General features: G+C 72.8%; 10 protein-coding genes. 6 read left to right on the top strand and 4 right to left on the bottom strand.

Going from position 1 to position 11,857, the window contains the following annotated elements:
• The 6 genes from HV824_RS32020 to HV824_RS31995 form a co-directional block, all read left to right on the top strand.
• Positions 1–1,238 (top strand): HEAT repeat domain-containing protein (locus tag HV824_RS32020; RefSeq protein ID WP_176424936.1); only part of this gene is annotated, 1,238 nt, incomplete at its 5' end.
• A gap of 10 nt (positions 1,239–1,248) precedes the next feature.
• A complete protein-coding gene (locus HV824_RS32015; RefSeq protein ID WP_176415913.1) occupies positions 1,249–2,070 on the top strand; it encodes a protein-glutamate O-methyltransferase CheR in 822 nt (273 codons plus the stop codon).
• The gene (cheB, locus tag HV824_RS32010) at positions 2,067–3,113 is read left to right on the top strand and encodes a chemotaxis-specific protein-glutamate methyltransferase CheB (RefSeq protein ID WP_176415912.1); all 1,047 of its coding nucleotides are present in this window, start codon (positions 2,067–2,069) and stop codon (positions 3,111–3,113) included. Before HV824_RS32015 ends, cheB begins: the two co-directional genes overlap by 4 nt.
• A 60-nt stretch (positions 3,114–3,173) precedes the next feature.
• On the top strand, positions 3,174–4,148 hold the full coding sequence (locus tag HV824_RS32005; RefSeq protein ID WP_176415911.1) for a fatty acid desaturase: 975 nt from the start codon (positions 3,174–3,176) through the stop codon (positions 4,146–4,148).
• A gap of 189 nt (positions 4,149–4,337) precedes the next feature.
• Complete coding sequence (locus HV824_RS32000) at positions 4,338–5,459, top strand: PilZ domain-containing protein (RefSeq protein ID WP_176424935.1); 1,122 nt, start codon at positions 4,338–4,340, stop codon at positions 5,457–5,459.
• Complete coding sequence (locus tag HV824_RS31995) at positions 5,456–5,842, top strand: response regulator (RefSeq protein WP_176415909.1); 387 nt, start codon at positions 5,456–5,458, stop codon at positions 5,840–5,842. The genes HV824_RS32000 and HV824_RS31995 overlap by 4 nt, the downstream gene beginning before the upstream one ends.
• On the opposite strand, the gene HV824_RS31990 is transcribed toward HV824_RS31995, so the two are convergent.
• The 4 genes from HV824_RS31990 to HV824_RS31975 all read right to left on the bottom strand — a co-directional run.
• Complete coding sequence (locus HV824_RS31990; protein ID WP_176415908.1) at positions 5,839–7,344, bottom strand: PAS domain-containing sensor histidine kinase; 1,506 nt, start codon at positions 7,342–7,344, stop codon at positions 5,839–5,841. The two genes, HV824_RS31995 and HV824_RS31990, sit on opposite strands and share 4 nt — an antisense overlap.
• 237 nt (positions 7,345–7,581) lie before the next feature.
• Positions 7,582–9,369 (bottom strand): monovalent cation:proton antiporter-2 (CPA2) family protein, encoded by a 1,788-nt coding sequence (locus tag HV824_RS31985; protein WP_176424934.1) that lies wholly within the window; start codon positions 9,367–9,369, stop codon positions 7,582–7,584.
• A 57-nt stretch (positions 9,370–9,426) separates the two neighbouring features.
• On the bottom strand, positions 9,427–11,136 hold the full coding sequence (locus tag HV824_RS31980) for an ATP-binding protein (RefSeq protein ID WP_176415906.1): 1,710 nt from the start codon (positions 11,134–11,136) through the stop codon (positions 9,427–9,429).
• A gap of 116 nt (positions 11,137–11,252) precedes the next feature.
• Positions 11,253–11,857 (bottom strand): CheB methylesterase domain-containing protein (locus HV824_RS31975; protein ID WP_176424933.1); only part of this gene is annotated, 605 nt, incomplete at its 5' end.

The raw sequence follows: 11,857 nt of genomic DNA, 5'->3' as shown, positions 1-11,857 counted from the left end.
GCGCGCTGGCGGCGGACACGCTGTCCCGCATTGGCAGCCCGGCCGCGGTGCCGGCCCTGTTCGAGCGGCTGGTGGATGAGGACCTGCGCGTGGTGCAGGCCGCGGTGGGCGCCATCCAGTCCCTGGGGAGCGACGCCACGGAGAAGCTGGCGCTGCAGGCGGCCCATTCACCCGATTCGCGCCTGCGCCGCGCGGCGCTGCGCATCATCTCCTACTTCGGTTATTCGAAGGGGCTGGACGTGCTGCTCCAGGCCATGAGGGACTCGGACGAGCGCCTGCGCGACGCGGCCATCTACGGCCTGCCCTTCATCGAGGACCCTCGCGCGGTGGACGCGCTGCTGACGGCCGCCGACCATGAGTCGGAGCGCACGCGCGCGGCGGCGATGCGCGCGTTGGGGCAGACGGAGAAGGAGGCGCGCATCACCTCCACGCTGCTGCGGGGGCTCAATGACCGCGACCCGTGGGTGCGCTACTACGCGTGCCAGGCGCTGGGGAAGTTGAACGAAGAGGCCGCCGCGGACGCCATCGTCGCGCTCGCGGACGACGCCGCGGGCCAGGTGCGCGTGGCGGTGGTGGACGCGCTGGCGCACATGCACACGGAGAGCGCGATGACGGCGCTCCAGCGCGCGGCGGTCAGCGCGGACGCGGACGTGCGGCGCGCCGCCCTGCTGGGGCTGGGCGTGGGCCGGCGTCCGGACGCGCTGCCCGTGCTGCTGGAGGCGGCGAAGTCGGAGGACGCCGCCACCCGGCTCGTCGCGCTGTCCGCGGTGGCGGAGTACGAAGCACCGGAGACGCTGCCCGCGCTGCTGCACGCCGCGGGTGACGGCGATGACAGCGTGCGCAGCGCCGCGGTGGGCTTCATCGCCACGCGCCCCGGCGTGCCAGCCACGCAGGCCCTGGTGTCGCTGCTGGGGGACATGACGCTGCGCGAGCGGGTGGTGAGCGCGCTGGCGCTGCCCCTGGAGGGGCGGTTGCCGGGGCTGCTGGCCGCGCTGGAGGCGGCGGACGAGCTCACCGCGCCACTGCTGGTGGCGGCGCTGGCCCGCATGCGCCGCTCGGACGCGCAAGCCGCGCTCCTGCAGTTGCTGGGCTCCGCCAGTCCCGCGGGCCGGCGCGCCGCGGTGCCGGCGGTGGCGGCGCTGGGGACGTTGGAGGCCCGGGAGGCGCTGGAGCGCGCCTCCACGCAGGACGAGGACCCCGAGGTCCGGCGGGCCTGCCGGCTGGTGCTGAGCCGCTGACGCCACCGCCATGTTCTCACTGCCCATGTCTCCCCAGGTGTTCGCCATCCTGGCCGCGCTCATCGAGCAGCGCGCAGGGCTGCACTACGGCCCCGAGGACCGGGAGCTGCTCGCCGACAAGGTGGCCCCGCGCGCGCTGGACGCGGGCTTCGACTCGCTGCTCGACTACTACTATTTCCTCCGCTACGACCCGGCGGGCTCCGAGGCGCTGGACGCGCTGGTGGACTCGCTGCTGGTCCACGAGACGTACTTCTTCCGGGAGGCCCTGCCGCTGCGGGTGCTGGCCGAGGACCTGCTGGTGCCCGCCGTGCGCGCCGGACGGCGGCCCCGGGTGTGGAGCGCGGCCTGCTCCACCGGAGAGGAGCCCCTCACGCTGGCGATGATGCTCGCGGAGATGGGCGTGCTCGACGGGGTGGAGCTGCTGGCCAGCGACCTGAGCGCCCGCGCGCTGGAGCGGGCCCGCGCCGGGGAGCACAACCTGCGCTCCCTGCGCGCGCTGCCTCCGGGCGTGGAGGGCCGGTGGCTGGAGACGCGCGAGGGGCGCCCGCGCGTGCGGCCGGAGTTGGTGGCCGCCGTGGACTGGCGGCGCGTCAACCTGATGGATGCCGGCGCGGTGGCGCGGCTGGGCGCCTTCGACGCCATCCTCTGCCGCAACGTCCTCATCTACTTCCAGGACTCCACCGCGCGCGGCGTGGTGGAGTCCCTGACGCGCGCGCTCGCGCCCGGGGGGCACCTGCTGGTGGGGACCTCCGAATCCCTGATGCGCTTCGGCACCGCGCTCGACTGCGAGGAGCGGCGCGGCGCCTTCTTCTATACCAAGGCGAGGCCATGACGGCGGTGTCTCCCATTCGCGTGTTGGTGGTGGATGACTCCGCCTTCGCCCGCAAGGTGCTGCGGCAGGTGCTCTCCAGCGCGGAGGGCCTGGAGGTGGTGGGCGTCGCGCGCGACGGCCTGGACGCGCTGGAGAAGGTGGCCGAGCTCTCTCCCGACGTGCTCACGCTGGACCTGGTGATGCCGGGCCTGGACGGGCTGGGCGTGCTGCGCGCGCTCACCACCAGCGCCGCCGCGCCCCGCGTGGTGGTGGTGAGCAGCGCGGGCGAGGAGAGCGAGCTGGCGGTGGCCGCGCTCCAGGCCGGCGCGGTGGAGCTGGTGAACAAGCCCACCGCGCTCGCCACCGAGCGGCTGTATGAGCTGGGCGGCGAGCTGGTGGCGAAGGTCCGCACGGCCGCGGGCGCGGTGGCGCGCGCGCCGCGGGAGCCGGCACCGTCGCCGGAGCCCGCCGCCGCGCCGGTGGCTCGCGTTGCCGCGAAGAGCCTGGTCGTGGTGGGCACCTCCACCGGCGGCCCGCAGGCGCTCACCCGGCTGCTGTCCGAGCTGCCCGTGGACTTCCCCGCGCCGCTGGCGCTCGCGCTCCACATCCCCACGGGCTACACGGAGGCGGTGGCCCGGCGCCTGGACGCGCACTGCGCGCTGGAGGTGCTGGAGGCGGTGGATGGGCTGGAGCTGCGGCCCGGCCGCGTGGTGCTGGCGCGCTCCGGGCAGCACCTCAGGCTGGAGCGCCATGGACCGGTGACGCTCGCGCGGTTGGACCTGCAGCCGCTGCGCGCGCCGCACCACCCCAGCGTGGACGTCCTCTTCGAAAGCGCCGCGCGGAGCTGGGGCTCGGACGTGGTGGGCCTGGTGCTCACCGGCATGGGCGACGACGGCGTCGCGGGCGCCCGGGCCATCCGCGAGGCCGGGGGCACCGTCCTCACGGAGAGCGAGTCCTCCTGTGTGGTGTATGGCATGCCACGCGCCGTGAAGGAGGCCGGGCTGTCGACCGCCAGCGCTCCGCTGGAGGGAATGTTGGCGCTGCTGCGGCGCCACGTGCGCTGACGTCCACCTGTGTTCGAATCCAGGGGGAGTGGATGGCAGCGGGGCGCCGGCTGGGTCAGGATGGCCGGCATGCTCCGTTACGCCGCTGACCGCCGGACGATGCTGTGGTGTCTGGCCATGCCCGTGGTGGCCCTGTCGATGTACGTGGCGCCCGGATGGATTCCCTATCTCTGCCCACTGGCGTGCTACCTGGCGCTGTCGGCGGGCGTTATCGCGCACAACCACAACCACTGCCCCACCTTCCGCAACCGGAAGCTGAACGAGGCCATGGGCATGTGGCTGTCGCTCTTCTACGGATACCCCACCTTCGTCTGGATTCCGACGCACAACCTCAACCACCATAAGTTCGTGAACAAGGCGGGCGACGCCACCATCACCTGGCGCTACTCGAAGAAGCACAACTTCCTGGTGGCCTTCCTCTTCCCCTTCGTCTCCACGTACTGGCAGCAGGAGCCGACGAAGGCGTTCATCGACAAGGCGCGCGCGCGCAACCGCCCGCTGTACCGCCAGATTCTCACCCAGTACGCCGTCTGGGGCGGCACGCACGCGGCGCTGCTGGGGCTGGCCATGGCGATGCACGGCGTGGCCGGCGGCGCGCGCATCTGGGCATTCGCCTTCCTGGTGCCCGCGCTCTTCTCGCTGTGGACCATCATGTTCTTCAACTACATCCAGCACGTCCACACGGACCCCTGGAGCGAGCACGACCACAGCCGCAGCTTCACCGGCCGCCTCATCAACTTCTTCCTCTTCAACAACGGCCTCCACGCCGTGCACCATGAGACGCCGGGCCTGCACTGGAGCCTGCTGCCCGAGGCCCACGCGAAAATCCAGACCGCCATCGCGCCGGCCCTCAAGCCGGTGAGCTTCTTCGGCTGGTGCTTCCGCTCGTACGTGGTGGCGCCCTTCCTGCCCCGCTTCGGCACGGCGCAGGTGGGGCGCGCGCCCTACGAGCCCCCTGAGGGTGTCGCGCTGGACGTGCGCTTCGGGGACGACCTGCAGGCCGTTGACTCGGGCGTCAACGTCGCCCGCGTCTGACGCCGCTTCGTGCCGCCGCGGACACCGCCCGGGGCCCCGGTCGGTGGCCTCTGTCCTTTATTCCCCATCTGTCCACGGAATCTGACCCAGGGGGATTTTCGTCGAGTGGCCGTTTCTCATACTTCGAAGTCGTAGGGTGAGAAGCGCGGTGGGGCGGGCCGGGGGGGATGAAGACCAGGGAGGCTCCGCATGATGACGGCTCCAGGACGCGTGCGTCCTTCACCAGGGCGGGTGGAAGCAACGCCGCGGGTGCTGTGCGTGGGGGCCACGAGCGAATCCTGGTTGGCGCTGTCACGGGCCCTGCGTCCGTTGCGCTGCGTGTCCTCGCAGGTGCCTTCCCTGGAGTCCGCCTTCCTGGAGGTGCAGCACACGCGGCCTTCCCTGGTGCTGGTGCACTGGCGGCAGCTGGTGGCCGGCGCGGGGATGGGCCTGCGCGCGCTGAAGCTGCGCCTGGGGTTGGACGGTCCGCCGGTGGTGCTGGTGGCGGAGCCGGAGACGCCCGCCGAGGTGCTCGAGGTGGGCGACGCGGAGGGCGTCGAGGACTGCCTGCTGTCGCCCCTGCGGACGCACGAGCTGCGCGCGCGGTTGGCGCTGCTGGCGGGCGAAGGCGTCCCGGCCGCGCAGGTGCGCGCGTCCCGCGCCCGTTCGCGCCTGCTGCTGCTGGCCGGCGCCAGTGGCCCCCTGGCGTGGAGCGGGCTGGGCGCCCTGCTGGAGGCGTGTGGCCATCGCATCCTCTACAGCGCCACCGTGGGCGGTGGCGCCGCGCGGGTGGCCGAACACGGCGAGCGGCCCGACCTGGTGTTGTCGCGGCAGGGCGCGCCAGGCACGCCGCGGGGCCTGCCCTCCTCGCGGATACAGCCGCTGCTGGCCGGGGTGCCGTCGCTCACGCTGGACGCGGCCGCGCCGGTGCGTCCGGCCTCGCTGCTGTCCCGTATCCACGCGCTGCTGGGGCGGGAGGAGGCCTCGCTGCGCGCCGAGGCGCGGGTGCGCTTCTGCTGTCCGGTGTCCTTCGGTGAAGCGGGGCCGCGCGGCGCGGAGTGGCGCTCCGGTGTGTCCAGCGCGCTGAGCCCCGGCGGCCTCCTGGTGCGCACGCTGGTGCCGGCGAAGGCGGGGACGGCGGTGGCGCTGCACATCCTGCTGCCCACCCTGGGTGAGCGCCTGGAGACGCACGGCGTGGTGGCCTGGGCCCACGCCTACGCGCCTCGTGGCGGCGTGTCCCACCCCTATGGCATGGGGGTGCGCTTCCTGGGCATGGGCCCACCGCGCCTCATGCAGTTGCGCCAGCTGTGCCAGGCGGAGGTGCGCCCGTGACAGCGCCAGGCGCACCGAAGCGCAAGAAGGTCCTGCTGGTGGATGACTCGGACACCGTCCTGCTGCTCCAGCGGATGTTGCTGGCGGAGCTGGGGCACGACGCCATCGTCGCGCGGGACGGGCTGGAGGCGCTGGCGCGCGCGGAGCAGGAGCGGCCGGACCTGGTCTTCCTCGACGTGCTGATGCCGCACCTGGACGGACTGGAGACGTGCCGGGTGCTGCGCGGCCGGGAGCCGACGCGGCGCACGCCCATCATCCTCTGCAGCGCCAGCGCCGAGGCGCGCAGCGTGCGCGCGTGCTTCAACAGCGGCTGCAATGACTTCGTGGCCAAGCCCTTCGACGGCGCCGCGCTGGTGGCCCTGCTGCGGCGCTACCTGGACTAGTCGCGCGGACCGCCGGTGGGAGGCATGGGCGGCCGGGCCGGCATGGAGCGGCGCGGCAGCGTCACGGTGAAGGTGGTGCCCTCCAGTTCGTCGGAGCGGACCTCGATGGTGCCGCCGTGCGCCTGGATGATTTCCCGGACGATGAAGAGCCCCAGCCCATAGCTCATCTTCAGCGTGCGCGAGCTCTGCGGGCCGCCGCGGAAGGGCTCGAAGAGGTGGGGCAGCAGGTGGTCCGGGATGGGGCGGCCGGCGTTGTGCACCTCCAGCACCACCTGGGTGCGCAGCCCGTGCGCCGTCAGCCGCACTGGCGTCTCTGGCGGGCTGTACTTGAGCGCGTTCTCCACCAGGTTGGACGTCACCTGCGCCAGCCGGTCCGGGTCCCAGACGCCCTGGGTGTTGCCCTTGTGGTCCACCTGGACGGTGCGCTGGGGGAAGGCCACGCCGAACTCGTGGGCCACCTTGGCCGCCAAATCCTTCAGCTCCACCGGCCGGGGCTCAATGGCCACGCCGCCCATCAGCCGCGTGCGCGTGAAGTCCAGCAGCAGCCGGGTGAGCCGTTCGATGCGCACCGCCGCGGTGGCGATGCGCTGGCTGGTGCGCTGCGCGTCCTCGTCGGTGCCGCCCGCGGCGAGCACGCGCGACCAGTTCATGATGGCGCCCAGCGGGCTGCGGATGTCATGGGTGACGATGCCCATGAGCTGCTCCTGGAACTCGGAGTGCCGCCGGGCTTCCTCCTCCGCCCACTTGCGCTGGGTGATGTCGCGGCTGATGCCGAACAGGCCGAACACCTTGCCCTCGCCGTCACGCAGCACGCCCTTGGTGGACAGCCACACGCGCGGCCCCTCCACGCCCGGCTGCGCGTCCTCGTAGGTGACGGTGCGGCCGAAGGCGAACACCTCGCGGTCATTCGCCGCGTTGGTGCGCGCCACCGCCGGGTCGAACAGCTCCAGGTCCGTGCGCCCCACCACGTCCTCGGAGCGGTAGCCCACGGCCTTCGCGCCCGCCGCGTTCATCATCGTGAAGCGGCCGTCCAGGTCCTTCGTGTAGACGGCGTCCGTGGTGCCTTCCAGGATGGCGCGGAACACCTCGCCGTTGCGGCGCAGCGCCTCGCGCGTCTTGCGCTCCTCGGTGATGTCGCGGCAGTGCACCAGCAGGCCGCCCTCCACCGGGCGCACGCGCACGTCGAAGCACGTCTCCGCTTCCGGCCAGGCGTGCTCGTAGCGGACGGAGGGCTGCTCGGCCACGGGCTGTTCGAAGCGCAGGTGACGGCCCAGCTCCAGCAGCTCCGGGCACACCCGGCGCACGTCGTCCTGCAACCGCGCCGCGCCGCCGAGCAGCCGGGCCATGTCTGGATTCACGTACGCCAGACACCACCGCGCATCGAGCAGGAAGAAGGCGTCCGGGAGCGCCTCCAGCAGCGTCTGCAGCAGCTCGGGGGACGGTGCCTCGGCGGACGGCTCGGTCAGAGGACGCTGGCGCTTCTTGGCGGGGGTGGGGGGCATGCCTCTTCGGTTTCGGCGGTGGGGATGGAACCATACCCCGCTCTCCGCCCCGCGCGATGCCAGGCAGGCATCGGCACACCGCGCGTCACGCCCGTTGCCTGGAAGGGAGGCGACCGCCCCCTCCAGGGTGCACCCGTGACAGAGGAATGCGACCCGGGTGGATGCAACACGGGGTGAAACAAGAATTTCAGGAAGTCACTTTCGAGGGAGGGTGGAGAAAGTCAGGCACGCGGTGGCTCACGCGCTCCTGTCGGGGTGCTCCGCTTCGTCCTTCTCGAAGAGGCTCTCCAGCTCCTTGCGGGCCTTGTCGGCCAACTCCACGAGCTTTTGCTCGTCGCGGTGGAACCGGGCCGTCTCGCGCAGGAGGCGCTCGTCGTGTTCCAGCATCCGCTCCCGGGCGCGCCGGCTCTCTGAATATGTGAGGCCCAGCTCCTGGAGCACCTCGGTGCCCAGCTCCAGGCTGTCCAGGAACGTCTCACGCATCACCCGTTCGATGCCCAGGTCCAACAACTGGTAGGCATGCACGCGGTTGCGCGCGCGGGCGAACAGCGTGAGGTGAGGAAAGTGTTGGCGCACCGCGCGCGCGGTGCGCAGCGACGCTTCGACGTCGTCGATGGCGAGCACGAACACCTTGGCCTTGTCCGCGCGGGCCGCGCGCAGCAGGTCCAGACGGGAGGCGTCCCCGTAGAAGACCTGGCTGCCGAAGCGCTTCATGAAGTCAATCTGCTCCGGGCTGGCGTCAATCGCGGTGAAGCCAATGCGCTTGGCGCGCAGCAGGCGGCCCACCACCTGCCCCACGCGGCCGAAGCCGGCGATGATGACGGGGTTGTCCTCCGTGGGCGCCACGTCGTACTCGCGCCCCGCGGACTTCGGCTTGAGGCGCGGGCGCACCCAGCGCTCGTGCGCGGCGTACAGCACCGGCGTGGTGGCCATGGACAGGCCCACCACCACCACGAGCAGCTCCGACAGCGAGCGCTCCATGACGTGCTGAGCGGTGGCGAGCGAGAAGAGCACGAAGGCGAACTCGCCGCCCTGGGAGATGACGACGGCCAGGTCGAGCGCCGGCTCGCGCTGCCCCAGGGTCATCCGCCCCAGCCCGTAGAGCACCGCCCCCTTGAGGGCCACCAGCCCCAGCACCAGCCCGAAGACGAGCAGCGGCTTCTGGAGGATGAGGCTCAGGTTCACCGACATGCCCACGCTGATGAAGAACAGGCCCATCAGCAGGCCCTTGAAGGGCGCCAGGTCCGCTTCCAGCTCGTGGCGGTACTCGGAGTCCGCCAGCAGCACGCCGGCGAGGAAGGCCCCCAGCGCCATGGACAGGCCCACCGCGTTGACGAGCGACGCGGTGCCCACCACCAGCAGCAGCGCGGTGGCGGTGAACAGCTCCTGGCTGTGGGTGGCCGCCACGGCGCGGAACACCGGGCGCACCAGGTAGCGGCCGCCCAGCACCACCGCCACCAGCACACCCACGTCCATGAGGAGGATGAGCCACACGGGGCTGGGGGAGGGCGCGCCGCCGTCGCCCAGCAGCGGCAGCAGGGCCAGCAGCGGCACCACGGCCAGGTCCTGGAAGAGGAGGATGCCGAAGGCCAGTTGGCCATACGGCGTGGTGAGCCGGTTGCGCTCGGCCAGCAGTTGCAGCGCGAAGGCGGTGGAGGACAGCGACAGGCCGAAGCCCGTGACGATGGCCGCGCCCCGCGGCAGGCCGCACAGCAGCCCCACGCCGGCGAGCAGCGCGCCGGTGAGCAGCACCTGCGCGCCGCCCACGCCGAAGACGGAGCGGCGCAGCGCCCACAGCCGGCTGGGGCGCAGCTCCAGGCCAATGACGAACAGCAGCAGCACCACGCCCAGCTCCGCCACGTGGAAGATGTGCTCCACGTCGCTGATGAGCTTCAGCCCCCAGGGGCCAATGGCCGCGCCCGCCGCCAGGTAGCCCAGCACGGAGCCCAGCCCGAGCCGCCGCGAGAGAGGCACCGCCAGAACCGCCGCCGCGAGGAACACGAGCGCCTGCTGCAGGAAGGACATGCGGCTTCCTTGCACGGACGCGCAGGTGGCGGCAATTCGGCGCGGCGCCCCGCGGGCTCAGGCGTCCGTGGCCCCGCGCCCGAGCGGCGGTGGTGCCGGGAGCGACGCCGAGCCGCCCGTGGAGGGCAGGGTGAAGGTGAACACGCTGCCTTCGCCCAGGGTGCTCTCCGCCTGGATGCCACCGCCGTGGGCTTCGACGAGGCCCTTGGCGATGGCCAGGCCCAGCCCGGTGCCGCGGCTGGCCGCGTCGCGGGCCTGCCAGTAGCGGTCGAAGATGTGGGGCAGCGCGTCCGGGTCGATGCCGGCGCCGGTGTCGCGCACGTGGACGGACACCTCGCCGCCGCGCGCCCGCGCGCCCAGCATCAGGTCGCCTCCGGTGGTGGTGAACTTCACCGCGTTGCCCAGCAGGTTGCCCAGCACCTGGAGCACCCGCACCTTGTCGCAGCGCACGCGCACGTCCGCGCCGGGGAGCTCCACGGACAGGTGCAGGCCCTTGGCCTCCGCCAGCGGACGGATGGAGTCCAGCGCCTCGGTGAGCAGCCCCGCCACGCCGTGCTCGCCCCACTCCAGCGGCAGCCCGCCCGCCTCCAGCCGGCCCCAGTCGAGCAGGTCGGAGATGAGGCGCGACATGCGCTCGGTGGCGTCCTGGATGCGGGTGGCCTGCTTGGCCACGCTTTCGCCGCCCGGCTTCGCCCCCGCGCCGCGCAGCAGCAGCGCCGCGCCCAGCTGCACCACGCCCAGCGGGTTCTTCAAGTCGTGCGACACCACGGCCAGCAAATCTTCCCGGGCGCGCGCCGCGCGCCGGGACTCACCCACCAGCCGCGCGTTGTCGATGGCGAGGCTGGCGCGCAGGCAGAGGTCCTCCGCCAGCGCCAGGTCGTCCGGGCCATAGCGGCGCCCGGAGCCCGAGGACACGAAGGTGACGGCGCCCAGCGTGTGGCCGCGCGCGCGCAGGGGCACAATCATGTACGAGCGCGCCTGGAGCAGCCGCAGCAGCGCGGGGTGCGCGGGCTCCGCGGCGGCGGCGCGCAGCAGCGAGTCCGTCACCGCCGGCACCAGCTCCGGCTCCCCGGTGCGCAGCACGCGCAAGAGGCCCACGGGGGCGTCGTCCCGCAGCTCGATGCGCGTCGGCAGCGCGCCCGCGCGCTCCTGCTGCGTCGGGTCCAGGCAGGCCGCCGCCACGCGCGTCACCCAGGGGCCCTGCTCCAGCGCGTCCACCAGGCACCAGTCCGCCATGTCCGGCACCGTCAGGTGCGCCAGCAGCGTGTACATGCCCTGCGGGTCCGGCGGGTGGGTGAAGAGCGTGGTCATCGCCTGGTAGAGGAAGGAGCGGCGGCGCTCGGCCTGCTCCACCTCCGCCCGCGCGGCCAGCTCCAGCTCCATGGCGCGGGAGAACACGGCCTCCGCGTCGGTGAGGGCGCGCGCCGTCACCAGCACGCAGCACGGCCCGCCATCCTCCGAGGGCAGCGGACTGAGCACCAGCGCGTGACGCCGGAGGCCCGCCTGCGTGGCCCAGGGCGCTTCCAGCTCGCAGGTGTCCTGGAGGCGCATCACCCGCGCGCGCGCCGTCTCCAGTCGCGCCAGCTCCTCGGGTGGGAAGCCGAGCTCACCCCAGTGCCTGCCCACCAGCTCCTGGGGGAGCCGGCCCACTGTCTTCGCGCCCGCCTGACTGCACACCAGCACCCGTCCCGTGTCGTCCAGGACGTACGACGGGTCGGGGAGCGCGGAGAAGACGGTGGCGAGGGAAGCGGGGAGTCGAGCTGCCATGAGGGAGAACTGGCTGGGGATGTGCCCCCATCATGACACCGCCCGGACACAGGGCCATCCCGACGCCGGGCGATTCCTGCGGATGTTCCAGAATCCAATATTCTGGAGCGTGTAACTCAGACTCCCGGAGTACCCCGGAGCGCCAGGGAGAGCCTGCTCGCCATGTCGGGCAGGGCGACGACTTCGTGGGCCAGGTTGGCGCCCACCACCACGCCGGGCATGCCGTAGACGACGGAGGACTGCTCGTCCTGGGCCAGGATGTGGCCTCCGGCGCCGTGGAGCTCGCGCACGCCTTCCAGGCCATCCTGGCCCATGCCGGTGAGGATGACGGCGAACGACGCGGGCCCATAGGCGCGGGCCACCGAGCGGAACATCCACGTCGCGGACGGCCGGAAGCCATTCACCGGCGCGGCCCGGGAGACCTCCGCCCGGCCCTCGCCCCGCACGCCCAGGTGGCGATCATCCGGCGCCAGATACACGTGCCCGGGGAGCAGGGGCTCGCCATCCTCCGCCACCTTCACGGACAAGGGGCCCGCGGTGCGCAGCCACTGCGCCAGGCCCTCGCTGAAGCCAATGGCGATGTGCTGCACCACCAGCAGGGGCACGGGGAAGCTCGCGGGCAGCTCTGACAGCAGGCGGAAGAGCGCGGCCGGGCCGCCCGTGGAGGCGGCCAGGGCCACCACGCCGGGGCGCGTGGGCGACACGGGCGGCGCGGGCGGGG

The sequence above is a fragment of the Myxococcus sp. AM009 genome, assembly GCF_013372605.1.
Lineage (GTDB): Bacteria > Myxococcota > Myxococcia > Myxococcales > Myxococcaceae > Myxococcus > Myxococcus vastator.
The sequence above is the reverse complement of the archived record's forward strand: the minus strand, read 5'-3'. Positions and strand labels throughout refer to the sequence as shown.